This window comes from Vogesella indigofera, assembly GCF_028548395.1.
GTDB classification, from domain to species: domain Bacteria; phylum Pseudomonadota; class Gammaproteobacteria; order Burkholderiales; family Chromobacteriaceae; genus Vogesella; species Vogesella indigofera_A.
Genome location: NZ_JAQQLA010000004.1, coordinates 429,867 through 453,169, shown reverse-complemented (window position 1 = coordinate 453,169; position 23,303 = coordinate 429,867). Strand labels below are relative to the sequence as shown.

General features: G+C 66.7%; 19 protein-coding genes and 3 tRNA genes. 10 read left to right on the top strand and 12 right to left on the bottom strand.

What is annotated here, in order from left to right; translation table 11 throughout:
• Positions 1-107: 107 nt before the first annotated feature.
• From PQU89_RS07860 to PQU89_RS07840, 5 genes are all read left to right on the top strand, one after another.
• A complete protein-coding gene (locus tag PQU89_RS07860; protein WP_272765339.1) occupies positions 108-422 on the top strand; it encodes a hypothetical protein in 315 nt (104 codons plus the stop codon).
• A 118-nt stretch (positions 423-540) separates the two neighbouring features.
• Complete coding sequence (pap, locus tag PQU89_RS07855; RefSeq protein ID WP_272765338.1) at positions 541-2,025, top strand: polyphosphate:AMP phosphotransferase; 1,485 nt, start codon at positions 541-543, stop codon at positions 2,023-2,025.
• 74 nt (positions 2,026-2,099) lie between these two features.
• The gene (gene recD / locus PQU89_RS07850; protein WP_272765337.1) at positions 2,100-3,821 is read left to right on the top strand and encodes an exodeoxyribonuclease V subunit alpha; all 1,722 of its coding nucleotides are present in this window, start codon (positions 2,100-2,102) and stop codon (positions 3,819-3,821) included.
• Between the two features lie 88 nt (positions 3,822-3,909).
• A complete protein-coding gene (locus tag PQU89_RS07845; protein ID WP_272765336.1) occupies positions 3,910-4,041 on the top strand; it encodes a hypothetical protein in 132 nt (43 codons plus the stop codon).
• Between the two features lie 85 nt (positions 4,042-4,126).
• Positions 4,127-4,203 (top strand) — tRNA-Pro (locus PQU89_RS07840).
• A 522-nt stretch (positions 4,204-4,725) separates the two neighbouring features.
• Here the strand turns inward: PQU89_RS07840 and PQU89_RS07835 are convergent.
• Positions 4,726-5,505 (bottom strand): ferredoxin--NADP reductase, encoded by a 780-nt coding sequence (locus PQU89_RS07835; RefSeq protein WP_272765335.1) that lies wholly within the window; start codon positions 5,503-5,505, stop codon positions 4,726-4,728.
• 254 nt (positions 5,506-5,759) lie between these two features.
• On the opposite strand from PQU89_RS07835, the gene PQU89_RS07830 reads away from it, so the two are divergent.
• Positions 5,760-6,755: an isocitrate/isopropylmalate dehydrogenase family protein gene (locus PQU89_RS07830; RefSeq protein ID WP_272765334.1), complete on the top strand. Its 996-nt coding sequence runs from the start codon at positions 5,760-5,762 to the stop codon at positions 6,753-6,755.
• A 209-nt stretch (positions 6,756-6,964) separates the two neighbouring features.
• Here the strand turns inward: PQU89_RS07830 and PQU89_RS07825 are convergent.
• Positions 6,965-7,049: transfer RNA gene (locus tag PQU89_RS07825), tRNA-Tyr, on the bottom strand.
• A gap of 132 nt (positions 7,050-7,181) precedes the next feature.
• Here PQU89_RS07825 and PQU89_RS07820 point away from each other — a divergent pair.
• A complete protein-coding gene (locus PQU89_RS07820) occupies positions 7,182-8,426 on the top strand; it encodes an ATP-binding protein (RefSeq protein ID WP_272765333.1) in 1,245 nt (414 codons plus the stop codon).
• Complete coding sequence (locus PQU89_RS07815) at positions 8,423-8,947, top strand: response regulator transcription factor (RefSeq protein WP_272765332.1); 525 nt, start codon at positions 8,423-8,425, stop codon at positions 8,945-8,947. Before PQU89_RS07820 ends, PQU89_RS07815 begins: the two co-directional genes overlap by 4 nt.
• A 591-nt stretch (positions 8,948-9,538) precedes the next feature.
• Here PQU89_RS07815 and PQU89_RS07810 read toward each other — a convergent pair.
• The 8 genes from PQU89_RS07810 to PQU89_RS07775 all read right to left on the bottom strand — a co-directional run bounded on the left by PQU89_RS07810 (position 9,539) and on the right by PQU89_RS07775 (position 17,462).
• Entirely contained in the window at positions 9,539-11,215 is a 1,677-nt protein-coding gene (locus PQU89_RS07810; protein ID WP_272765331.1) for a flagellinolysin, read from the bottom strand.
• A 211-nt stretch (positions 11,216-11,426) separates the two neighbouring features.
• Positions 11,427-12,809 (bottom strand): FAD-binding oxidoreductase, encoded by a 1,383-nt coding sequence (locus PQU89_RS07805; RefSeq protein ID WP_272765330.1) that lies wholly within the window; start codon positions 12,807-12,809, stop codon positions 11,427-11,429.
• On the bottom strand, positions 12,806-13,138 hold the full coding sequence (locus PQU89_RS07800; protein WP_272765329.1) for a hypothetical protein: 333 nt from the start codon (positions 13,136-13,138) through the stop codon (positions 12,806-12,808). The genes PQU89_RS07805 and PQU89_RS07800 overlap by 4 nt, the downstream gene beginning before the upstream one ends.
• Position 13,139: 1 nt before the next feature.
• Complete coding sequence (locus tag PQU89_RS07795) at positions 13,140-13,763, bottom strand: glutathione S-transferase family protein (RefSeq protein WP_272765328.1); 624 nt, start codon at positions 13,761-13,763, stop codon at positions 13,140-13,142.
• Positions 13,764-13,936: 173 nt separating this feature from the next.
• Complete coding sequence (locus PQU89_RS07790; protein WP_272765327.1) at positions 13,937-14,569, bottom strand: exopolysaccharide biosynthesis protein; 633 nt, start codon at positions 14,567-14,569, stop codon at positions 13,937-13,939.
• A gap of 81 nt (positions 14,570-14,650) precedes the next feature.
• Entirely contained in the window at positions 14,651-16,006 is a 1,356-nt protein-coding gene (locus tag PQU89_RS07785) for an aldehyde dehydrogenase family protein (RefSeq protein WP_272765326.1), read from the bottom strand.
• 250 nt (positions 16,007-16,256) lie between these two features.
• Entirely contained in the window at positions 16,257-17,135 is an 879-nt protein-coding gene (locus tag PQU89_RS07780) for an NUDIX hydrolase (RefSeq protein ID WP_272765325.1), read from the bottom strand.
• A 250-nt stretch (positions 17,136-17,385) separates the two neighbouring features.
• Positions 17,386-17,462, bottom strand: a tRNA-Arg gene (locus tag PQU89_RS07775).
• 164 nt (positions 17,463-17,626) lie between these two features.
• On the opposite strand from PQU89_RS07775, the gene PQU89_RS07770 reads away from it, so the two are divergent.
• Positions 17,627-18,364, top strand: coding sequence for a c-type cytochrome (locus PQU89_RS07770; RefSeq protein ID WP_272765324.1), 738 nt, complete (start codon positions 17,627-17,629; stop codon positions 18,362-18,364).
• 145 nt (positions 18,365-18,509) lie between these two features.
• Here PQU89_RS07770 and PQU89_RS07765 read toward each other — a convergent pair whose 3' ends face one another.
• Positions 18,510-20,525, bottom strand: a complete 2,016-nt coding sequence (locus PQU89_RS07765) for a UvrD-helicase domain-containing protein (protein ID WP_272765323.1) — start codon at positions 20,523-20,525, stop codon at positions 18,510-18,512.
• 324 nt (positions 20,526-20,849) lie between these two features.
• Between PQU89_RS07765 and PQU89_RS07760 the strand changes: the two genes are divergently transcribed.
• A complete protein-coding gene (locus PQU89_RS07760; protein ID WP_272765322.1) occupies positions 20,850-21,677 on the top strand; it encodes a symmetrical bis(5'-nucleosyl)-tetraphosphatase in 828 nt (275 codons plus the stop codon).
• Between the two features lie 83 nt (positions 21,678-21,760).
• Here PQU89_RS07760 and PQU89_RS07755 read toward each other — a convergent pair whose 3' ends face one another.
• A complete protein-coding gene (locus PQU89_RS07755) occupies positions 21,761-23,086 on the bottom strand; it encodes a dicarboxylate/amino acid:cation symporter (RefSeq protein WP_272765321.1) in 1,326 nt (441 codons plus the stop codon).
• Between the last annotated feature and the right edge of the window lie 217 nt (positions 23,087-23,303).

Sequence of the window (23,303 nt, the reverse complement as noted above, 5' to 3'; positions counted from 1 at the left end):
TGGAGTAGGCGCGGTGTGGCCTCGTCACAGTCGGTATTTTTTGGGTGACAAATGCATAATGCACCGATAGTGTTGATCGCTTGAATGTATGGCTCAAGGAGAGAGCATTGGAAAATATCTCGCTGATATTTGTACTTGGTGTCATGGCGTTGCTTTTCTGGCTGGGTACATCCAAACGCGGTAAAAGCCTGTTTTTTACTGGAAGGATCGTCAAAACTTTTGATGGTGCCCACATGCGCCACCGCATGATTACCAATGACATCAAGGTGCATGTCCTTGATGCCGGGCCTGTCAGGTTTGTCGGGCTGGAAATTGTGGCTAAGTCCTTTGCAAGTTACCAGATGACTCCTCTGACCCTGCCGGCGGCAGAGGCGAGGCAATTGGCACAAATGCTGCTGGAAGCGGTGGATTATCAGGAATAGGGTCGTTTGCCACACATCAACACCACCGCGGTGCTCTGCCGCCACAATCCACGTTCTACAATCATGTCATCATTGCCGTCTGCCATACTCTGCGGCCAACCTTTACGGGAAGATCACCATGTTTGAATCCGCCGAGATCGGCCACGTCATCGACAAGAGCACTTACAAGGCCGAGGAGGCCGCGCTGCGCGAGGCGCTGCTGGACGTGCAGTACGAGCTGAAGCAGCGCGGTGAATTCCCGCTGCTGTTGCTGATCCACGGCATGGACGGTGCCGGCCGCGGCGAGACGCTGAGCCAGATCAACGAGTGGCTGGACCCGCGCCTGATCCACACCGCCGCCTTCGACAAGCCCAACGACGACGCGCGCGAACGGCCGTGGATGTGGCGCTACTGGCGCGAGCTGCCGGCCAAGGGGCGCATCGGCATGTTCTTCGGCTCCTACTACTCCGATGCGCTGTTCGACCGCGTCGATAGCAAGACCAACCGCGACGCCTTCGACAAGCAGCTGTTCGACATCCTGCGCTTCGAGCGCATGCTGGCCAACGACGGCGTGCTGGTGCTCAAGTTCTGGCTGCACCTGGCCGAGGACAAGCAGAAGAAGCGGCTGAAGCTGCTGGAGAAAGACCCGGCCACCGCGTGGCGGGTGACCGAGGCCGACTGGAAGCACCACGGCCAGTACAGCCGCATCAAGAACAATGCCGAGCACATGATGCGGCTGACCAACACCGCCTACGCGCCGTGGCTGGTGGTGGACGGTGAGGATGCCAACTACCGCAGCCTGACCGTCGGCCGCGCGCTGTTGCAGGCGCTGCAGCAGCGGCTGGCGCTGGACCACGTGTGGCAGGCGCGTTCCGACGTGGCGGCGATCACGCCGCCGGCGGACAACAAGCTGTTGCTGGAGTCGCTGCAGCTGGATCAGGCCTTGTCCAAGGACGACTACAAGCAGCAGCTGGAGGCGCTGCAGGGGCGGCTGAACGGGCTGACGCGGCATCCGAAGTTCGCCGAGCACTCGCTGGTACTGGCGTTCGAGGGCAACGACGCCGCCGGCAAGGGGGGCGCCATCCGTCGCATCACCCAGGCGCTGGACGCGCGGCGTTACCGCATCGTGCCGGTGGCGGCGCCGACCGAGGAGGAACGCGCGCAACCGTGGCTGTGGCGCTTCTGGCGCCACGTGCCGGGCAAGGGCAAGGTCACCATCTTCGACCGCACCTGGTACGGCCGCGTGCTGGTGGAGCGGGTGGAGGGCTTCGCCGAAACCGCCGACTGGATGCGCGGCTACTACGAGATCAACGACTTCGAGCACCAGCTGCGCGACAACAACGCCATCGTGCTCAAGTTCTGGCTGGCGATCAGTGCCGACGAGCAGCTGGCGCGCTTCAAGTCGCGCGAGGAAACCGGCTTCAAGCGCTTCAAGATCACCGAGGAAGACTGGCGCAACCGCGACAAGTGGGACGACTACAAGGTGGCGGTGTGCGACATGATCGACCGTACCAGCACCAGCGCGGTGCCGTGGACGCTGGTGGCGGCCAACAACAAGTACTACGCGCGCATCAAGATCCTGACCACCATCTGCGAGGCGCTGGAGGCGAAGCTGGGCGCCTGAGTGTGGCGTGCGGTATCGTGATGTCCATCCCGGTTACCCGCTGCGGCGGGTAACGTCTTTTGCCAGGTTTGCCCATGACTGCCACTGTCAGCGACAGCTTTCTTCCCGACCAGCTTGCGCGCCTGTTCGCGCGGCTGGACCCCGAGCACGGCCCGGCGTTGCAGCCGCTGCTGCAACGGCTGCTGGCGGCGGTGGCCGGCGGCCACGTCTGCCTCGGTGGCCTGTCCGGCGACGACTACGCGCGGCTGCGGCGCAGCCCGCTGGCCGGCCGCGCCGGCGACTACACGCCGCTGGTGTTGGACGAGGGCGGGCGGCTGTACCTGGCGCGGCACTGGCAGGACGAGACCCAGCTGGTGGCGGCGCTGACGCTGCTGGCGCGCGACCCGCAGCCGTTCGGCGGCGATGTAGAGAGTGTGCTGGACGCGCTGTTCGACGGTGCCGCGGCCGGCGACTGGCAACGGCTGGCGGCGCGGCTGGCCACCGAGCGCCGCTTCATGGTGATCTCCGGCGGCCCCGGCACCGGCAAGACCACCACCGTGGTGCGGCTGCTGGCGGCGTTGGCGTCCCTGTCGCCGCGGCCACTGGTGATGGCGATGGCGGCGCCGACCGGCAAGGCGGCGGCGCGGCTGACCGAATCGGTACGCGCCGCGCGCGACAAGCTGCCGGTGGCCGACGCGGTGCGCGCGCAGCTGCCGGACAAGGCGCAGACGCTGCACCGCCTGATCGGGCTGGTCCCGGGCACCGCGCGCCCGCGCCAGCATGCGGCCAACCCGCTGCCGCTGGACGTGCTGGTGGTGGATGAGGCGTCGATGGTGGATCTCAGCCTGATGGCGCAGACGGTGGCGGCGCTGCCGTCGCACGCGCGGCTGATCCTGCTCGGCGACCGCGACCAACTGGCCTCGGTGGAGGCCGGCGCGGTGCTGGGTGACATCTGCAGCCGCCAGGCGTGGCGCAGCGACACGGCGCAAGGCCTGGTTGCCGCTGGCGTCAGCCTGCCCGGCGTGATCGACGATACGGCCATCCTCACCGACAGCGTGGTGGTGCTGCAGAAAAGCCACCGCTTCGGTGCCGACTCCGGTATCGGCCGCCTGGCGCGCGCGGTCAATGCCGCGGCGCTGGACGAGGTGCACGCACTGCTGGCGCAGCACGAGCTGGCCGACATCCGCCTGCAGCCGGCGCTGCCCGAGGCCGCCGGCCTGTTGGCACAGCGCGCCGACTACTGGCAGGCGCTGGCGCAGCTGGATGACGCAGCAGAAGACTGGGCGCCGCTGTTTGCCGCCTTCCACCGCTTCATGCTGCTGGCGGCGGAGCGGCACACGGTGGCGGCCATCAACGCGCAGATCGAGGCCGAGCTGGAAAGGCTTGGCCGCAAGACCGTCGGCAGCGACTGGTACGCCGGCCGGCCGGTGATGGTGACGCGCAACGACTACGGCATCGGCCTGTTCAACGGCGATATCGGCCTGACCGTGGCGCGCGGCGGGCGGCTGCGGGTGGTGTTTCCCACCCCGGACGGCGGCTGGCGCGAGGTGGCGCCGGCGCGACTGCCGGAACATGACACCGTGTACGCGATGACGGTGCACAAGTCACAGGGTTCGGAGTTCGCCAGCGTGTGGCTGGCGCTGCCGGCGGCGCCGAGCGCGGTGCTGACCCGCGCGCTGGTATATACCGCGATTACCCGCGCCCGTGACGTGTTCGTGCTGGCCGGCAACCCGGCGGTGCTGGAGGCCGGCGTGCTCAACGCGCCGCCGCGTCAATCCGGCCTTGCCGAGCGGCTGTGGCCGCAGCCGGCGGCGTGAGCGGCGAACCAATCGCCTGCCGGCGGCGTCTGTCTGCTACAGGCTGACGGACTGGCCGCCAGCATCCTGAGCGTGAAAGGTTGGCCGCATGACGACACCACTGAAAATCGGACTCTCTGCCCGCATCTACCACCCGCAGCCCGGCGCCGCGCACCTGCTCGACTGCACCCCGGTGCTGGACCGCTTCCTGTTGCGCGCGCGGGAGCGCTCGCGGCGCTGAATGGCGTGGCCGTATTTTTTCTCGGAGAATGGCTTGACAGGACGGGGAGCGTTACTTATAATTTGCTCCACTTCTTCGGAAGTGACGGAGTGTAGCACAGCCCGGTAGTGCGCCTGCTTTGGGAGCAGGAGGTCCAAGGTTCGAATCCTTGTACTCCGACCAACATGAAAGCCAGTTATCCTCGTGATAACTGGCTTTCGCGTATTCTGCGGCCCGCCAGAACAGTCTGGCGGGCCGTTGTCGTTTCCGCGCCGTCTTTCCCGTCTTGCCGTATACCGGCACCGGTGTATGGCGCACCGCACAGCGCCGCCCACGCCGCTGTTAAAACGCCCAAGGTTGGCCGCACGGCTTCCTTATCCTGCCGCCGTTTACCCGTTTACCCGTTTACCCGTTTACCCGTTTACCCGTTTACCCGTTTACCCGTTTACCCGTTTACCCGTTTACCCGCGCCCGTCCGGCGGTCGCATGGCGGGGTTTGCCGCGTGCACCGGCTTATCCACAGCGGCGGGCCTGCGCTGCAAGTTATCCACAATCGGCACGCTCATGGCTGCCGGGGCCGCTGAAGGGCACGGCCGGGCACCACGCCATGTCCGGCGCGCCAATACATGCGGGGTGGGCGCCAAAAGCAAAACACCCCGCACGCGGCGGGGTGTGACAGGCTGGCCGCAAGCGGCACGGCGGACCTTATTTTTCGACGAAGGCGCGTTCGATGGCGTAGTGGCCTGGTTCGCCCATGCGTGGCGATTCGACAAAGCCGAGGCTGTCCAGCATTTTGCAGGTGTCTTCCAGCATCGCCGGGCTGCCGCACAGCAGGGCGCGGTCGGTCTGCGGATTCAGCTGCGGCAGGCCGATGTCGCTGGCCAGCTTGCCGTTGAGGATCAGGTCGGTCAGACGGCCCTGGTTGCGGAACGGTTCGCGCGTCACGGTCGGGTAGTAGATCAGCTTTTCGCGGATCATCTCGCCCAGGAACTCGTGCTCGGCCAGTTCCTTGGTGATGTAGTCCTGGTAGCCCAGCTCGCTGACCCAGCGTACGCCGTGGATCAGCACGATTTTTTCGTAGCGGTCGTACACGTCCGGGTCCTTGATGATGGACATGAACGGGGCGAGGCCGGTGCCGGTGGACAGCAGGTACAGGTTCTTGGCGTCCGGCAGCAGGTTGTCCTGCACCAGAGTGCCGGTCGGCTTGCCGGAGATCACCACCTTGTCGCCCGGCTGAATGTTCTGCAGACGCGAGGTCAGCGGGCCGTTCGGCACCTTGATCGAGTAGAACTCAAGGTGCTCTTCCCAGTTGGCGCTGGCCACCGAGTAGGCACGGATCAGCGGTTTGCCGTTCACTTCCAGACCGATCATCACGAACTGGCCGTTGATGAAACGCAGACCCGGATCGCGGGTGCAGGTGAAGCTGAACAGGGTGTCGTTCCAGTGATGAACGGACAGGACGGTTTCGGAGGAAAGAGTAGCCATGAGTGTCGTCTTTATCAAACGGGCAAATTCAACAAGCGCGTATTCTAACCCGACTTCCAAATAACTGCTTGGATGTAAAGGTTCTGTCTTTATTGCTTTTTTGATTTATATCAGGGGATAGAATGATATCCGTTCTCGAATAGCCCGCTGTGGCGCGCTTGCCGGCCGCTGTGGCGGCGCCACTTGCCCTGTGCCGGGCGGCGCGATATGTTGCCATGCAACAACAAGCAGACGACACAGAGCGGGAGCAGAAGATGAAACTATGCGTGATCAGCGGCGATGGCATCGGCCGCGAAGTGGTGCCGCAGGTGGTACGGGTCTTGCGCCGGCTGCTACCGGCGGTGCAGATCATTGAGGCCGAGGCCGGCTGGGACACCTTCCGGCAGCAGGGCACGGCACTGCCGGCGGCCACGCTGGCGGCGGCGCGCGACTGCGGTGCGGTGCTGTTCGGCGCGGTCAGCTCGCCGGCGTATCCAGTGACCGGTTACCGCTCGCCCATCGTGCAGCTGCGGCGCGAGCTGGGTTGCCACGCCAATGTGCGGCCAACCCTGAGCCTGCCCGGCAGCGGCGCGACCGGGGGCATCGACCTCTTGATCGTGCGCGAGAACACCGAAGACCTCTACGTCGGCGAGGAACAGTCCGACGGCGATACCGCCACCGCCATCAAGCGCATCACCCGTGCCGCTTCGCGCCGCGTCGCCGAAACGGCGTTCCGCCTGGCGCAGGACGGTGGCCGCCGGCGTGTGACCATCGTGCACAAGGCCAACATCATGCCGCTCACCGACGGCCTGTTCCGCGACGCTGCGCGCGAAGTGGCCAGTGCCTATCCGCAGATCGCGGTGGACGAGCTGCTGGTCGACACCGCCGCGCTGAAGCTGGCGCAGGCGCCGCAAGCTTTCGACGTGCTGCTGGCGCCCAATCTGTACGGCGACATCCTGTCCGATCTGGCGGCAGCGTTCGGCGGCGGGCTGGGGGTGGCGGCGTCGCTGAACCTGGGTGCCGAGGCGGCGATTGCCGAGCCGGTGCACGGCTCGGCACCGGACATCGCCGGCCGTGGCATCGCCAACCCGGTGGCGGCGCTGCTGTCGCTGGCGCTGCTGTTGCGCCACTGGTGGGCGCGGCCAACCTTGGCCGCAACGCTGGAGCAGGCGGTACGGCGCACGCTGGCCGACGGCATCGCCACGCCCGATCTCGGCGGGGACGCGAGTACGGCGGCGTTTTGCGATGCGGTGCTGGCGCGGCTGGGCTGAGTACGGCGGGACAGGACAGGCTGCGACAAGATGCCGCATTCCGCTGCCGCCGGCCATTGGCTATAGTCAGAAGTGGCGGGGAGGCGTCTTCGCCGGCGAACTGGAAGTGGCCGTCCGCAGCAGCGGGCGGCTTTTTTTGCGGCCGCGGGCTGGTGGCGCCGGCAAACAAAAAAGCCCTGACGCGGGGCGCAGGGCTTTGATGAGTCTTGTGGTGGGGGGAGAAGGATTCGAACCTTCGAAGGCTGAGCCGTCAGATTTACAGTCTGATCCCTTTGACCGCTCGGGAATCCCCCCGACAAGAGCGGCGCATATTAGCCGCCCGTTTTTTTTCTGTCAAGCCTGTGCCCGGCAAAAGGCGGGACCGGCCGCTGCGACAAATCGTCGCAGCCTGCCGCGCGCGGCGACGGCGATGCTAAAGTAGCCGCCATGATGACTTCCACTTTTCCGGCGCTGTTTGCGGCCAACCTCGGCCAGGTGGCGCAGGCGGTGCGCCGCCTGCGCTGGCTGATGCTGGGCGCGGCGTTGCTGGCGCTGGCACTGGCCGCATTGCTGGCGCTGCGGCTGCCGTGGCTGCTGCTGGCGCAGGCGCTGGCGACGCTGGCGCTGCTCAACTTCGCGCTGCGGCACTGGCCGCTGCCGCCACGCTCGCAGCTGGCGCTGGGTCTGTTCGGTGACGTGCTGGTGCTCTCCGAGGTGCTGGCCTTCAGCGGCGGCGCCGCCAACCCGCTGGCCTCGCTGTACCTGCCGCCGGTGCTGCTGGCGGCATTGCTGTTGCCGCCGCGCCAGGCGTGGCTGCTGGCACTGCTGAGCCTGGGCGGCTACGCGCTGCTGTTTGGCTGGCACCTGTCGTGGCCGCTGGCCGGCGACGATGCCGCCTACGCCTTCCGTCTGCATCTGGTCGGCATGTGGCTGACCTTCGCGGTGTCGGTGCTGTTGCTGACCACCTTCGTGTCGTCGCTGGCGCGGCAACTGGCGCAGCGCGAGGCGGCGCTGGCGCAGGCGCGCGAGGCGCAGCTGCGCGACGAGCAGCTGGTGGCGCTGGGCGTGCAGGCGGCCGGCACCGCGCATAGCCTGTCGACGCCGCTCAACACGCTGACCCTGCTGTGCGACGAGCTGTGCGCCAGCCACGCCGCCGATGCCGCGCTGCAGCCCGATCTGCAGCTGATGCGGCAGCAGCTGGCGCTGTGCCGCCAGGCGCTGGTACAGCTGAAGGCCGGCGCCGAAAGCCGGCCACCGCCGCAGCCGATCGGCGATGCGCTGGCGCAGCAGCTGCAGGGCTGGCAGGCGACGCGGCCGGGGGTGCGGCTGCAGCGCGACGGCCTGCTGTACGGCGGGCCGCTGATGGCGCCGGACCCGCGCTTCTGGCCGGCGCTGTGCAACCTGCTCAACAATGCGGCGGATGCCGGGGGCGGCGAGGTGGAGCTCAGCGCCGCCATCGCCGCCGGGCAGCTGCAACTGCGCATCCGCAACCGTCGCGGCCGCCTTAGCGACGCGCAGCTGGCACGCGCCGGGCTGGCGCCGCTGGACAGCGACAAGCCGGCCGGCCTCGGTCTTGGCGTGATGCTGTCGCACGTGACGCTGTCGCATCTGGGGGGTGAGTTGCGGCTGGAAAACGATGCCGCCGGTGGCGTATGCGCCACGCTGCGGCTGCCGCTGGAGGGCGAGGCATGATGGACATCCTGCTGGTGGAGGACGACGCGGTGTTCGCCGCGATGCTGGCGCGCAGCCTGCAGCGCCGCGGCCATGCTGTACGCCATGCGGCCAACGTTGCCGGCGCGTTGCAGGAAGTGGCCAGTGCGCCACAGGCGATCATCCTCGACCTCAATCTTGACGGCGACAGCGGCCTGCGCCTGCTGCCACAACTGCTGGCCGCGGCACCGCAGGCACGGCTGCTGGTGCTGACCGGCTACGCCAGCATCGCCACCGCGGTGGAGGCGGTGAAGCTGGGCGCGGTCAACTACCTGGCCAAGCCGGCCAGCGCCGACGAAATCCTCGCCGCGCTCGGCACGGTGGCGGCGGACCCGGAGCGCGCACTGCCCGCCGCACCGATGTCGCTGAAGCGTGTCAGCTGGGAACACCTGCAGCGGGTGCTGGCCGAACACGACGGCAATGTCTCCGCCACCGCCCGCGCACTGAACATGCACCGCCGCAGCGTGCAGCGCATGCTGGCCAAACGTCCGGTGCGCGATTGAGGCGCCGATCCGCCGGTCACGGCGTGCTCGTCGCCAAGAACCTGTTCACGATCTGTTGCGACCAGATATCAGTGGGTGATCCTGCGGTGGACTTGGCCAAAACGTGCGTATTGATATCGGCATCGACGGCGCTTTTTTGGCGACATTCGCCGTGCCTGACTTTGGCTCGCGAGAGCGCAAGTAACTGCTAAGCCCCTGATAAAGCAGTGGACAAATTAGAGCAATTGCCTTAAATTGTGCGCTGCACTCAAGCCGAAAGGTTTTTGTGGTGTTAGCCCCTCGAAGCATCCGTCGGCCCCGTGCCGGTGTGGTGTTTCTTCCTCGTGTTGGCCCCTGTGGAAACCCTCAGGGGATTTTTTTTGCCTGCTCGCCGTGACCGGCCGGTCGTGGCACCCGCACCGAATACGCCAATGCGGGCAACCTTGAGACAAGGTTGGCCGCATTGTTTTTGGGGGGGCGCTGCCGCGCATTCGCACGTGGGCGGCACGTGCCTGGCGTTGGCAACAACAGCCCGCAGCGTCCTTGAGCCTTGGCGCGCCACCGCAGACCGTACAGCGACGACGCAACGCAGGAACAGGGGTTTTGTTGGGCTTAGACTTGCAACAGCCGTAGCACGTTCTGGCTCTGGCTGTTGGCCTGCGCCAGCATCGCGGTGCCGGCCTGCTGCAGCACGCTTTGCCGCGTCTGGTTGGCGGTTTCCTGCGCGTAGTCGGCGTCCAGGATGCGCGAGCGCGCGGTGCTGGCGTTCTCGGTCGAGCTCTGCAGGTTCTGGCTGGCACTGTCCAGCCGCGACATCATGCCGCCGATCTTGGCCCGCTCCTGCGAGACGTAATCCAGCGCCTGGTCGAGGTGGAAGATGGCAAACTTGGCCAGCTTGTCGAGATCGAGATCCTGCAACCCGAGCGAGGCCACGTTCACCGCGCCGACCGAGCCTTGCAGCGTGTCGCCGGCATTGCTGCCGCTTTGCACGGTGAAGAAGTTCTGCCCGGTGGCACCGGCGATGTCGGGGAAGTCCAGCTTGAAGCCCTGCAGCACGTTGGCGCCGGACAGCGAGGCGTTGTTGTCGTCCAGCGCCGTTTCTGCGGTCAGGATCGTGCCGCCGTCGGCATCGGCGCCGCCGACGGCGCCGGTGTCGGTATTGCTCAGGTCCATGCTGCCGATGAAGGCGGCGCCATTGGTGTTCCATGAGGCGATGAAGGCGGCGCTAGTGGCCAGGTTGCCCTTGGTGGCGCTGTTGATGGCGGCATCGAGGGTGGCGCCGCCATTCAGCGCTTGTATCACGTCCTTGATGCCGCTGCCGCCGGCCTGTTTCACCTGCTGGTGCAGGTAGCGGGTGGCGGCGTAGGCGACCGAATAGTGGGCCGAGTCGCTGGCCCACGCGCCAAGAGCGGTGCCGCCGACCAGAGCGGCGGCGCTGCCGGCCGCCGCTACGTCACCGGCCAGCCGCTCGTCGGCGCCGTGGATGAATTCGGCGGTGCCCTCCATGAACCAGGTCGGCAGCGTGGTGATGTTCATGCTGCGTCCCATCACCGCGTGCACCATCTCGTGGGCGATCACGCGGTCGTTGTAGAACGGGGCGCTGCCGCCGTTGGGCAGGTTGGCGGGCGTGAAGTCGGCCATCTCGACATTGAGCGCCACGCCGAGCATCCTGCCGCCGCCATCGGTGCCGGTGTAGCTGACCGAGGCCAGCGTGCCGCCTGGGGTGCCCGGATTCAGGTTCACCGTCATGGTGGCACCGTCGCCCTGGATACCGTAGAACTGCTTGATGCGGCGCTCCGACGCCTCCAGCCAGCCCAGCTGCAGGCCGTCCATCACCGCGCGCTTGTCGGTATCGCCGCCGAGGCTGGTGGTGGATTGCGAAAACACCTGCTGGCCGTTGAATTCGGTCTCGCGCCCGATCTGGTCTATGCCCTGCAGCAGCTGGTTGGCTTCCGCCTGCAGTGCCTGCCGGTCGGGGCTGCTCAGCGTGCCGTTGGCGGCCTGCACCGACAGCTCGCGCATGCGCTGCAGCATGTCGCTGACCTTGGCCAGCGCGCCTTCGGTGACCTGCAGCATCGAGGCGTTGTCGGTGACGTTGCGCAGGCCCTGGCGCTCGCCGCGGATTTTCGCATCCATGCGGCTGGCGCTGGCCTGGCCGGCGGCGTCGTCCATCGCGCTGTTGATGCGCAGGCCGGAAGACAGCCGCGCCAGGGTCCGCGTCAGGCTGTTGCTCGACTTTTCTAGTTGCCGCTGTGCATGCATGGCCAGCGTATTGGTATTGATTTGCACGAAGCGCGATCTCGCAGAGCGATGCTGGTGGCAAGGGATGATCCCTTATCGGCGCGGCGCAGTTGTTCTTGAGGGCTTTTGTTGCAGGATTATGGTTGTTTTGTATTGCCATGCCATTGTTTTTTATAGAAATACAAATGCATAGTTGATGCGCTTGCGGCCAACCTTGAGACAAGGTTGGCCGCATCGTTTGGGGGGCGAGAGGGCTGCGCTACAGCCACTTGCCCGGGTTCATGATGCGCTGCGGATCGAGCGCCTGCTTCACCGCGCGCATCACCGCCAGCGCCGCCGGGTCCTTGTAGCGCTGCAGCCAGTGGCCCTTGAGCTGGCCGACGCCGTGCTCGGCCGCCAGTGTGCCGCGCAGGCGGTGGACCTGTTCGTAGACGATGGCGTTGACCGCGTTCTCGTCGGCAAACAGCTCGGCATTGCCGGGGCGGGTGTGGCTGATGTTGTAGTGCAGGTTGCCGTCGCCGGCGTGGCCGAAGGCGACGATGCGCACGCCGGGGAAGGCGGCCTGCAGCGCCGCGCCGCAGGCGTCGAGAAAGGCCGGGATCGCCGAGGTCGGCACGCCGATGTCGTGCTTGATGCTGGGGCCGTCGCGCTTTTGCAGCTCCGACATCTGTTCGCGCAGCTGCCACAGTCGCGCGCGTTCGCTGTCGTTCTGCGCCAGCACGCCGTCGCCGAGGCCGCGCGCGGCCAGCCACTGCAGCAGCCGCTCCTGCAGACTGGTGTTGTCGCCGCTGTCGGACAGCTCGACCAGTAGCGCCCACGGCGCCTGGAACGGCAGCGCGCCCGGCTGGTACTTGGCCACCAGCTGCTGGCACACCTCGGACATCATCTCGAAGCTGGTTAGCCGGTCGCCGAACGCCGCCTGCAGCGCGTTGAGGGTGGCGATGGCGGCCTCGGCGCTGGCGACACCGAGCAGCGCGGTGGCGTGCGCGGACGGCTGCGGAAACAGCTTCAGCGTGGCGGCGGTGATCAGCCCGAGCTGGCCCTCGGCGCCGATGAACAGCTGCTTCACGTCTAGGCCGCTGGTGTCCTTGCGCAGCGCGGTCAGCGCGTCCAGCCGCTGCCCGTCCGGCAGTATCACCTCCAGCCCCAGCGTCAGCTCGCGCATGGTGCCGAAGCGCAGCACGGCGAGGCCGCCGGCGTTGGTGGACAGGTTGCCGCCGATCTGGCAGCTGCCTTCGCTGGCCAGTGACAGCGGGAACAGCAGCCCGGCGCCGGCCGCCGCCGCCTGCACCGCCGCCAGCGTGCAGCCGGCCTCGACGGTGATGGTCTGGTTGGCCGCGTCGAGGGCGCGGATGCGGTTCAACCGCCGCAGCGCGATCACCAGCTGCCGGCCGCTGTCGTCCGGCGTCGCCGCGCCGCAGGTGGAGGTGTTGCCGCCCTGCGGCACGATGGCGATGCGGTGGGCGGCGCAGAAGCGCACCAGCGCCGCCACTTCGTCGCTGCTGCCCGGCAGCGCCACCGCCAGCGGCGCGCCGTGGTAGCGGCCGCGGTAGTCGGTAATGAAGGGCGCGATGTCGTGCGGCGTGGTCAGCAGGTTGGCGGCGCCGACAATGGCGGCCAGCGGTGCAAGCAGATCGGTCATGACGTGGTTTCCGGTTCGGCGCTGGTGTCGGAGTCGCAGCCGGCGCCGATGGCCAGGTAGCGTCGCGCCAGCGGCGCGAACAGCGGCACGGCGACGGCGGGTAGCCAGCGCAGGTAGTGGGTGGGGGCGGTGAGCAGGCCGCAGTGGTAGCGCGCGGCCGCGGCCTGCCAGCGCAGTGCCGGGCAGGTGCCGTCACGGTGACGCAGCAGCAGGCGGGACAGCGGGCAGGGCGCGGCCGCGCAGCACACGCCGCAGCCGTTGCAGGCGGCGCCGAGCGCTGGTTTGGCCGGTGCGGCGCGGGCCAGCCAGATGCGCTGCGGTGCGCTCATGTCAGTGCCCGCGCTCCGGCGCCAGCAGTACGTCCGGATGCTGCCAGCCTGGCTGGGCGGCGATGCGCGCCAGCCAGGCGCCGACCTGCGGCCAGGCTTGCAGGTCGATGCCGGCGTCGGCCGCCCACCACAGGTAGGCGCAGGCCGACAGGTCGGCAACCGACAGGCCGCCGGCGAGCAGGTAGTCCTGCGTCGCCAGTTGCGCGTCGAGCACGTCGAGGTCGGCGCGGCAGCGCTGTTCCAGCCAGGCTTCGACGGCCGCCGGCTGCGACTCAAACCGGCGCGCGTAGCGCAGATTGGGCAGCGACAGGCCGATGCGGTTGCTCTCCCAGTTCAGCCATTCGCGCAGCGCCTGGCGCTCGCCGGGCTGGCCGGCGAGCACGCCCTGGCTCTCCGCCAGCCACTGCAGGATGGCGTTGGACTGCACCATCGCCACGCCGTCGACCACCAGTGCCGGCACCTCGTCCCAGCGGCTGGCGGCGCGGAATTCGGCCGGGCGCTCTGCGCGCGGCGTGGACAGCGCAACGTTGCGGTATTGGTGTGCGACCTTGCCCAGCACCAGCGCCAGCCTGATCTTGTAGCTGTGGCCGGACAGACGGTTGCCGTAGAGGAGGAGACTGCTCATGAGGGAATCCTGTGCCAGACGGGCGCTGCCCGCTCAAGCCCCCGATGATACGCGCAAGTGGCGGCCTGGCGCTGCTGGCAACCGCTCGCCGCATCCCTGCGTCCGGGCGCGCCGACGCCGACAGGAACAGTCGTATGGCGAGGCGGCGCCACGCAGGATCGGGGGCATGACATTTAATCCGGCCAGCTGCCGCGCAGCAGGCGGTAGCCCCAGGCCAGGATCTCGGCGCCGGCCCACCACAACAGCGCGACATAGGCCCACGCCAGCATGGTGGCGACATAGCCGGCCAGCAGCAGCGCGCCGTCGCGCAGCCGCAGTCCCCACGCCAGCAGCGCCACCGCGGCGGCGGGCACCATGTTGTCGAAGGAGATCACCGGCACCGGCACCATCATCGACAGCCCGGCCAGCGCCAGCATGCCACCATTGAGATGGCGGTAGCGCGGCGAGCTGAGCCGCAACAGTCGCGGCCGGCTGCGCGTCAGCAGGCGCTGGTTGAACCGTGCCAGCAGCCGTTGCAGGCGCTCGTCCAGCGCCGGCGGCAGGCGGCGTTGCGCCAGCCACGCCGGCAGCGCCACCGGCCGTGCCAGCAGCAGGCCGCCGGCCAGCAGCAGGCACAGCGCGCCGACGCTGGTGGCCATGCCGGGTACGGTCAGCGGCAACAGCAGCGGCAGTGCCAGCAGCCCGAGCCAGCGCAACTGCTGGCGCGGGTGGCGGCCGACGGCTTCGCCCAGGGTGGCGTGCGTCAGCGGGGCAGGGAGGGTGCGCGCCCGGCGGGTGCGGGCGGGGCGGGAGCGGTGAGGCAGCATGGCGGTCCACGGAATGAAGGCAACAAGCACTATGCGACCGGCGCATGGCGAATTTGTTGCAGGCCGCAGCCGCCACGGGCGTTATTTTTGCCAGTAGGTTTTCACGTTGACGAATTCGTAGAGGCCGAACTCGGACAGCTCGCGGCCGTAACCGGAGGCCTTGACGCCGCCGAAGGGCAGGCGCAGGTCGGAGCTGGTATAGCGGTTGATGAACACCGCGCCGGCCTCGATCTCGCGCCCCAGCCGCCACGCCTGCTCGGTGTCGGCGCTGAAGATGGTGGCGCCGAGGCCGAACGGGGTGTCATTGGCGAGGCGGATGGCGTCGTCGACGTTGGCCGCACGCAGGATGCTGGCCACCGGGCCGAATACTTCCTCGTGGTAGATGCGGCAGTCGTTGTTGACGTGGTCCAGCACCGTGGCCGGGTAGTAGAAGCCGGCGCCGTGCGGCATGATGCCGCCGGCCAGCAGCTGCGCGCCGTGGCCGAGCGCGTCCAGCACCTGCGCGTGCAGCGCCTCGCGCAGGTCGGCACGGGTCAGCGGCGCCAGCGTAGTGGCAGCGTCGGCCGGATGGCCAGGCACCAGCGCGCGGACGTGTTCCAGGAACGCGGCGACAAAATCATCGGCGATCTCCGGCACCACGATCATGCGCTTGGCGGCGTTGCAACTCTGGCCGGCGTCGCGAAAGCGCGAGTGCGCGGCCTCGCTGGCGGCGGCCTCGACATCGGCGTCGGCCAGCACGATGAACGGGTTGCTGCCGCCCAGCTCCAGCACCGTCTTTTTCAGGTGGCGGCCGGCCATGGCGGCGATCTGGCGCCCGGTGGTGGTGGAGCCGGTGAAGGCCACCGCGTCGCAGCCGCGGATGGCGTCGTCGACCGCCTCGTGGTCGATCCACGCCACGTCCAGCACCGCCAGCCCGGCGCGACGCACGATGTCCAGCAGCAGCGCGCTGCACTGCGGCACCGACGGCGCCGGCTTCACCAGGCAGGCGTTGCCGGACATCAGCGCCGGCACCGCAAAGCGCAGCACCTGCCAGATCGGGTAGTTCCACGGCATGATCGCCAGCACGATGCCCAGCGGCTCGAAGGCGACGCCGCTCTTGCTGGCGCCGGTGGCGATGTCCTTGCTGGCCAGCAGCGTCGGCGCCAGGTCGGCGTAGTAGCGGATCAGCTGCACCGACTTGTCGATCTCGGCCAGGCATTCGCGCTCCAGCTTGCCCACTTCCAGCGACACCAGGGCCGCCAGCGCATGACGGCTGGCTGCCAGCTGGTCGGCCAGCAGCAGCAGGCGCGCGGCGCGTTCGGCGGTCGCGAGGTGCGACCACGCGTGCTGCGCGCGGCGCAGCGCGGCCAGTTGTGGCGGCAGGGAATCGGCGGACAGGGCGGGGCGGGTGTACACCACCTCGCCGGAGGCAGGGTTGCAGCTGGTAAAGGCGGTCATGACGCGGCGGCTTGGCTACGGGGAAAGAAGGTCACTGTAGCAAAAATCCATCCGTCGCGGCAGCGGCAAAGGTTGGCCGCAACGGTCGCGGCCAAGCTTTGCCGGCTTGAAGTGTGCTCACGCTCTCGCGGGTGAGTACGAGACAAGGCGAAAACGGCTGAGAAAGGGCGTTTATCCCGCTTCAGACACGCATGCTGAAGCCGTACTCACCGCGCAACGTCACGAAGCGCGGCAGAGCGTGAACACGCTCTCAGCGGCCGGCGGTGTCGGTGCCGGGCACGCCGCGCACGCCGGCCAGCAGCGTGTGCAGCGCGGCATCTTCGCCCCAGTAGCCCAGCCGCGCCAGGCAGTCGATGGCGGTCAGCGCGGCATCGCTCATGAACTGGCCGTTGACCAGGTGCTGTTCCACTTCCGCCAGCGGCATCAGCACGTGCTCGGCGACTTCGCCGTCCTGGTTCTGCGGGATTTCGCCTTCCTTCAGCCACAGGTCGAACACGTACAGCCATTCACGGTGCAGGCCGCGCGGCACCGGGCGCTCGGCCAGCAGCAGCGCGGTCTGCGGCAGCAGTTCCAGCCGGGTCGGCGGAATGCCAGCCTCTTCCCAGCCCTCGCGCTCCAGCGCGATCTGGATGCTCTCGCCGGCGGCGATGCCGCCGCCCATCAGGTTGTCGAGGCGGTTGGGGGCCACGTCCTTGAACGGGCTGCGGCGGCCGACCCACATGCGGATCTCGCCGTCGACCATGCGCTGCAGGCCGTTGAGGTGCACCGCGCGGCTGGTCAGCCCCAGCGGGCGGAACGCGGCGCGCTCCATCTCGAACGCCGGCGTGCCGTCGGTGAAGTAGGCGGTGAATTTTTCGTCGCGCCAGCCGTTGAGCCAGCCGGCATCGCGCCAGCGCAGCGCGGCGGCGGCAAGGGTGGCGCTGCGCGCGGCAAAGTCGGCCTCGTCATCCAGCGCCTTCAGCACGCCGTTTTCCTCGCGGAAGATCGCCGCCTCCTGCGCCAGCAGGCGTTCGCGCCAGATGTCGTTGACACAGCCGATACGCTGACCTGCGAGTTCGAGCGGGGCATAACCAGTCTTGTCGTAGCACACGATCTGTTCGAGTGCGGCGGTAACGGCTTGCAACTGCATGACATCTCCTGCCTGTTTTCGTGAAGGCGACATCTTACGGAGATTTGCCGCGGCGGACAGGAATTTGCAGCAGGATGGCATCTGGTGCGCGTGCCGGCGTGTGCATGTGCAACAGTCGCGGCGATTGCCTGCGCACGGAACATGCCCAGAGTATATAAATGCAGCTGACAGCGAGGGAAGACGCAGCGAGGAGGCTGCTTTGACAATCCGCAAAGAACACTGCGGCGGGATGCCGGATAATCCGGCGGATTGGCGCACCCGAGTGGGATCGAACCACTGACCTTCAGCTTCGGAAACTGACACTCTATCCAACTGAGCTACGGGTGCTGCGCAAAAAAGCAGGCGGATCATAGCGCAAAGCGGCGCCCAGCGTCCAGTCGTGACTGCCGGTTTCACGGATTTCCGGAAAGTTCCTGGCGCCTTTGCCTTGTGCGGGGGCTTTCCGTATAATTTCCCCAATTTTTGAATGACATTATTACAGCGAGGCTGGAATGAGTAACGAAACCAAAGCGCCAGGCCAGATCGTCACGATCTTGCTCGGTATCGTCGTACTGGTCGTGGTGGGTATCTGGTTGCTGGCGAAACTGGCCACCAGCGGTTTTGATGTCAATGCGGAAGTGATGAGCAAGGAAGCCGTTGCCGCCCGCCTCAAGCCGATCGGCGAATCCGTGGCCAGCGACGCGCCTCCGGGCATGCGCACCGGCCAGCAGGTTTACAGCGGCATCTGCATTTCCTGTCACGGCACCGGCCTGGCTGGCTCACCGAAATTCGGTGATGCCGGTGCTTGGGGTCCGCGCGTGGCACAGGGCTGGGATACCCTGGTCAAGCACGCACTGGAAGGCTTCAACGCGATGCCGGCCAAGGGTGGCGCAGCCGACCTGTCCGACGACGAGCTGAAACGCGCGGTGGCCTATATGGGTAACGCCGGTGGCGGCCAGTTCACCGAGCCGCCAGTGGGTGGTGCCGAAGGCGCCGCAGCGGCGGATCCGGCGGTGGTGGGCAAGAAGGTGTACGCCAGCGTGTGCATGGCCTGCCATGACAGCGGCGCGGCCGGCGCACCGAAGTTCGGCGACAAGGCCGCCTGGGCGCCACGTCTGGCCAAGGGCCTGGACGGTCTGGTGGCTTCCGCCACCAAGGGCCTGAACGCGATGCCACCCAAGGGCGGCTACAGCGGCTCCGATGCCGAATTCAAGGCTGCCGTGGAATACCTGACCAACGCCGCCAAGTAAGTTGCCGGCAGTTGTCATCCAAAACGTCGCGCTGTTGCGCGGCGTTTTTTATTGCCCACCGCCCATGATGTGCCGGCGTGTCGGCCGCACCGGCTGGCGCATCCGCCGCTGGCAGTAGCCGCCAGGGTTGGCCGCAATGCGGCGCTCACTCCTCCGGCTTCTGCACCTTGCTGTCGAGGCTGGCCATCAGGCTGGCCAGCTTGCTCTTGCCCTCGCGCTTGCTGACGATGGGCTCGGCGCCGGGTTTGCCGAAGTGGCGGATGTCGTCGCCGTTGATCTCGCCGATGAAGCGCGACGGCTCGACGAACAGCCACTCGCCGGCGCGGCGGCGCTTCACGCAGTAGGTCAGCGTCAGGCTGCGCTGGGCGCGGGTGATGCCGACGTACATCAGCCGCCGTTCTTCCTCCACCATGCCGTTGTCCACCGATTCGCTGTGCGGCAGGATGCCTTCCTCACAGCCGATCAGGAACACGTGTGGGTATTCCAGCCCTTTCGACGCGTGCAGAGTGGACATTTTGACGGCATCGACCTCGCCTTCGTCGCGGCCTTCCAGCATGGTGATCAGCGCGATGGTCTGTGACAGCTCAATCAGGTTCTTGCCGTCGGCGTCACCCTTTTTCTGCAGCCACGCCACCAGGTCCATCACGTTTTTCCACTTCACTTCCGCGGCGCGCTGGCTGTCCTCGCTGTCGTACAGCCAGGCTTCGAAGCCGATCGCCTTCAGCATTTCCATCACCAGCTCACCGGCCGGCTCGCGCGTGGCGCGGTATTCCAGGTTGACGATGAAGCGGCAGAAGTCCTGCAATGGCGCCAGCTGCGCGGCGCCGACCTGCAGCTGGAAGCCTTCCTCGTGCGCGGCGGCGAACAGGCTGTTGCCGCGCTGGCCGGCCCAGGCGCCGAGCCGTTCCAGCGTGGTGGCACCGACGCCGCGCTTGGGCGTGGTCAGCGCGCGGATGAAGGCCGGGTCGTCGTTGGGGTTGGCGATCAGGCGCAGGTAGGACAGTACGTCCTTGATCTCCGGCTTGTCGAAGAAGCTCTGCCCGCCGGCCATCTGGTAGGGGATGCGCTGGTTGCGCAGTGCCTGCTCGAAGATGCGTGCCTGGTAGTTGCCGCGATAGAGGATGGCGTAGTCCTTGAACTCGGTGCGGTGCTCGAACTTGTGCGCCAGGAGGCGCTGCACCACCACGTCGGCCTCGTGTTCTTCGTCCTTGCACTGCACCACGTGGATCGGCTCGCCCAGGCCCAGTTCGCTCCACAGCTGCTTCTCGAACAGCTTGGGATTGTTGGAGATCACCGAGTTGGCGGCACGCAGGATGCGCGCGGTGGAGCGGTAGTTCTGCTCCAGCTTGATGACCTTGAGTTTTGGGAAGTCGTGCTGCAGCAGGCGCAGGTTTTCCATGTTGGCGCCGCGCCAGGCGTAGATCGACTGGTCGTCGTCGCCCACCGCGGTGAACATGCCGCGTTGGCCGGTGAGCAGCTTCACCAGCTGGTACTGGCAGGTGTTGGTGTCCTGGTATTCGTCGATCAGCAGGTAGCGCAGCTTGTGCTGCCACTTCTGCAGCACCTCGGCATTGCTGTTGAACAGCTCGACCGGGAAGCGGATCAGGTCGTCGAAGTCCATCGCCTGGTAGGCGGTGAGCGTGGTCTGGTAGCTGGCGTAGGTCATCGCGCAGATGCGGTCGAACTCGTTGTCGGCCTGCACGATGGCGGCGTCGGGGCCGAGCAGCTCGTTCTTCCACAGCGAGATGCGGCTCTGCACCTTGCGCACCTCGTCCTTGTGCGTGGTCTTGAGCACGTCGGAGATGATCTTGGCGGCATCGTAGCTGTCGAGGATGGAGAACTGCGGCTTGTAGCCGAGGTGCGGCGCCTCCTGGCGCAGCAATTGCATGCCCAGCGAGTGGAAGGTCGACACGGTGATACCCTTCAGCTCGCGGCTGTTCATCAGCTTGCCGACGCGCTCCAGCATCTCGCGCGCCGCCTTGTTGGTAAAGGTGATGGCGGCGATGTTGCGCGCGTCGTAATTGCCCTCGCGGATCAGGTACTCGATCTTCTGGGTGATCACCCGCGTCTTGCCGGAGCCGGCGCCGGCCAGCACCAAGAGCGGGCCGTCCAGCGACATGATGGCGGCGCGTTGCGGCGGATTCAGTTGCAGCAGGGACATGAGGTGTCGTCAATCTTTCATGGACAACGCGCATTGTAGAGCCAGCGGCACGATACGGCCATGCGCTTTCCTTTATCATTGGCGGCCGGCGCGCTGCCGTGGCAATCGCGGCGGGCGCGACGTTGCGGCACGGCTCAGAGCGCGTTCACGATCTAGCGAGCTAGAGCGAGACAAGGCGAAAACGGCTGAGGAAGCGGCGTTTATCCAGATATAAACCAGCATGCCGAAGCCGTACTCACCGTGTAACGTTTCACGAAGCGCAGCAGATCGTGAACAGGCTCTCAGGCCAAGGTTGGCCGCATTCATCAATCAGGACAACAACACATGGCCACCTACGCGATTGGCGATTTGCAGGGCTGCTTCACGCCCTTTATGGCGCTCTTGCGCCAGATTGAATTCAACCCCGGCCGCGATACGCTGTGGCTGACCGGCGACCTGGTCAACCGCGGCCCGGAATCGCTGGCGGTGCTGCGCTGGGTGTTCGAGCACCAGGACTGCACGCAGATCGTGCTCGGCAACCACGACCTGCACCTGCTGGCGGTGGCCGAGGGCTACGGCAAGATTCACAGCGACGACACTATCAACGACGTGCTGGACGCCGCCGACAGCAAGCTGCTGCTGGACTGGTTGCGTTGCCAGCCGCTGATGATCTACGAACAGGGCTACGCGATGGTGCACGCCGGCCTGCTGCCGGAGTGGAGCATCAACAAGGCGCTGCGGCTGGCCGAGGAGGTGGAGGACGAGCTGTCGGGCAAGGACTACCGCAAGCTGTTCGCCAAGCTGTACGGCAACAAGCCCTCGCGCTGGCACGGCGAGCTGAAGGGCATGGACCGCTGGCGGCTGATCATCAACGCGATGACGCGGATGCGCTTCATCAACAACGACGGCGAGCTGGACCTGTCCTACAAGGGCGAGCTGGACGGTGCGCCGGCGCACTTGCGGCCGTGGTTCGCGGTCGACGGGCGGCGTAGCATGGATACGCCGATCATCTGCGGCCACTGGTCGGCGCTGGGGCTGATGCTGAGCGAGGACGTGCTGGCCATCGACAGCGGCTGCCTGTGGGGCGGCAGCCTGACCGCGGTGCGGCTGGAAGACCGCGCCCAGTTCTCGCTGCCGTGCCCGCCCTACCGCGAGATCGGCAAGGGCAGGTAAGCCCCGGCGGCTGCGGCCAACGTTGTCGGCAATGAAAAAGCCCCTGTCTTGCGACAGGGGCTTTGTGTTGGCGGAGAGCGGGATCAGCTCAGCTCTTGCGACACTTCGCGGATCAGGTGCGGCGCCTCTACCGGTGCACCGTGGTTGATCGGTGTCGGGTTGGCCAGCTCGCGCTGCATCTGCGCCACGTCCAGCGAATCTTCCCACTTAGCAACTACCACGGTGGCCACCGCGTTGCCGATCAGGTTGGTGATGGCGCGGGCTTCGGACATGAAGCGGTCGATACCGAGGATCAGCGCGAGGCCGGCGACCGGGATTTCCGGTACCACGGCCAGGGTGGCGGCCAGGGTGATGAAGCCGGAGCCGGTGACACCGGCGGCGCCCTTGGAGGTGAGCAGCAGCACGCCGAGGATGGTCAGCTCTTGCGTCAGGGTGAGGTCGATATTGCAGGCCTGGGCGATGAAGATCGCCGCCATGGTCAGGTAGATCGAGGTGCCGTCGAGGTTGAACGAGTAACCGGTCGGTACCACCAGACCCACCACCGGCTTGGCGCAGCCGAGCTGCTCCAGCTTGGTCATCAGGCGCGGCAGCGCGGATTCCGACGACGAGGTGCCCAGCACGATCAGCAGTTCTTCCTTGATGTACTTGATCAGCTTCCACACGCTGAAACCGTAGAAGCGGGCGATGCTGCCCAGCACCAGACCGACGAACAGTACGCAGGTCAGGTAGAAGGTGCCCATCAGCGAGGCCAGCTGCACCAGGCTGCCGACGCCGTATTTGCCGATGGTGAACGCCATCGCGCCGAAGGCACCGATCGGGGCCAGCTTCATGATGAAGCCGATCATCGCGAACAGCACGTGCGACACTTTTTCAAAGAAGCCCAGTACCGGTTTGCCCTGCTCGCCCATCAGCGACAGGCCGGCGCCGAACAGCACCGAGAACAGCAGTACCTGCAGGATCTCGCCGTCGGCAAAGGCACCGATCGCGCTTTGCGGGATGATGTGCAGCAGGAAGTCCACCGTGCTCTGGCCGGCGGCCTTTTCGGTGTACTTGGCGATGGCGCCGGTATCCAGCGTGCTCGGGTCGATGTTCATGCCGCTGCCCGGCTGCACGAAGTTCACCACCAAGAGGCCGATGGCCAGTGCCAGCGTGGTCACCACTTCAAAGTACAGCAGCGCCTTGCCGCCGACGCGGCCAACCTTTTTCATGTCTTCCATGCCGGCAATGCCGACCACGATGGTGCAGAAGATGATAGGTGTGATCATCATCTTCACCAGCTTGATGAAGCCGTCACCGAGCGGTTTCAGCTTGGCGCCGAGTTCCGGCATCAGGTGGCCGAGGGTGACCCCCAGTACGATGGCGACAATGACCTGGAAATACAGGCTCTTGTAAAACGGTTTTTTCTGCATGGTGCACTCTCCTGTGTCTGGCGCCGTGATGGTCGCTCACGCTGTGTTGGCGTGTTGGCGAGGATCATGCGGCAGGCAGGCAGGGCGCCAACATTGGGTATTTCCCCATCGCGGAAAACCCTATTGGGGAATCTCCGTATTGGTTTTTGCCGGCTAGCAGGCTGGCATGGTGGCGGTGCAGCATCGGTGATGCCCCATGCAGGCGGCGTGAAGTGTT

Coding starts and splice junctions, on each gene's coding strand:
- PQU89_RS07835 (WP_272765335.1), bottom strand. CDS start 5,505: ATGGCTACTCTTTCCTCCGAAACCGTCCTGTCCGTTCATCACTGGAAC.
- PQU89_RS07805 (WP_272765330.1), bottom strand. CDS start 12,809: ATGACCGATCTGCTTGCACCGCTGGCCGCCATTGTCGGCGCCGCCAAC.
- PQU89_RS07830 (WP_272765334.1), top strand. CDS start 5,760: ATGAAACTATGCGTGATCAGCGGCGATGGCATCGGCCGCGAAGTGGTG.
- recD (WP_272765337.1), top strand. CDS start 2,100: ATGACTGCCACTGTCAGCGACAGCTTTCTTCCCGACCAGCTTGCGCGC.
- PQU89_RS07800 (WP_272765329.1), bottom strand. CDS start 13,138: ATGAGCGCACCGCAGCGCATCTGGCTGGCCCGCGCCGCACCGGCCAAA.
- PQU89_RS07760 (WP_272765322.1), top strand. CDS start 20,850: ATGGCCACCTACGCGATTGGCGATTTGCAGGGCTGCTTCACGCCCTTT.
- PQU89_RS07785 (WP_272765326.1), bottom strand. CDS start 16,006: ATGACCGCCTTTACCAGCTGCAACCCTGCCTCCGGCGAGGTGGTGTAC.
- PQU89_RS07815 (WP_272765332.1), top strand. CDS start 8,423: ATGATGGACATCCTGCTGGTGGAGGACGACGCGGTGTTCGCCGCGATG.
- PQU89_RS07795 (WP_272765328.1), bottom strand. CDS start 13,763: ATGAGCAGTCTCCTCCTCTACGGCAACCGTCTGTCCGGCCACAGCTAC.
- PQU89_RS07770 (WP_272765324.1), top strand. CDS start 17,627: ATGAGTAACGAAACCAAAGCGCCAGGCCAGATCGTCACGATCTTGCTC.
- PQU89_RS07790 (WP_272765327.1), bottom strand. CDS start 14,569: ATGCTGCCTCACCGCTCCCGCCCCGCCCGCACCCGCCGGGCGCGCACC.
- pap (WP_272765338.1), top strand. CDS start 541: ATGTTTGAATCCGCCGAGATCGGCCACGTCATCGACAAGAGCACTTAC.
- PQU89_RS07765 (WP_272765323.1), bottom strand. CDS start 20,525: ATGTCCCTGCTGCAACTGAATCCGCCGCAACGCGCCGCCATCATGTCG.
- PQU89_RS07845 (WP_272765336.1), top strand. CDS start 3,910: ATGACGACACCACTGAAAATCGGACTCTCTGCCCGCATCTACCACCCG.
- PQU89_RS07820 (WP_272765333.1), top strand. CDS start 7,182: ATGATGACTTCCACTTTTCCGGCGCTGTTTGCGGCCAACCTCGGCCAG.
- PQU89_RS07755 (WP_272765321.1), bottom strand. CDS start 23,086: ATGCAGAAAAAACCGTTTTACAAGAGCCTGTATTTCCAGGTCATTGTC.
- PQU89_RS07780 (WP_272765325.1), bottom strand. CDS start 17,135: ATGCAGTTGCAAGCCGTTACCGCCGCACTCGAACAGATCGTGTGCTAC.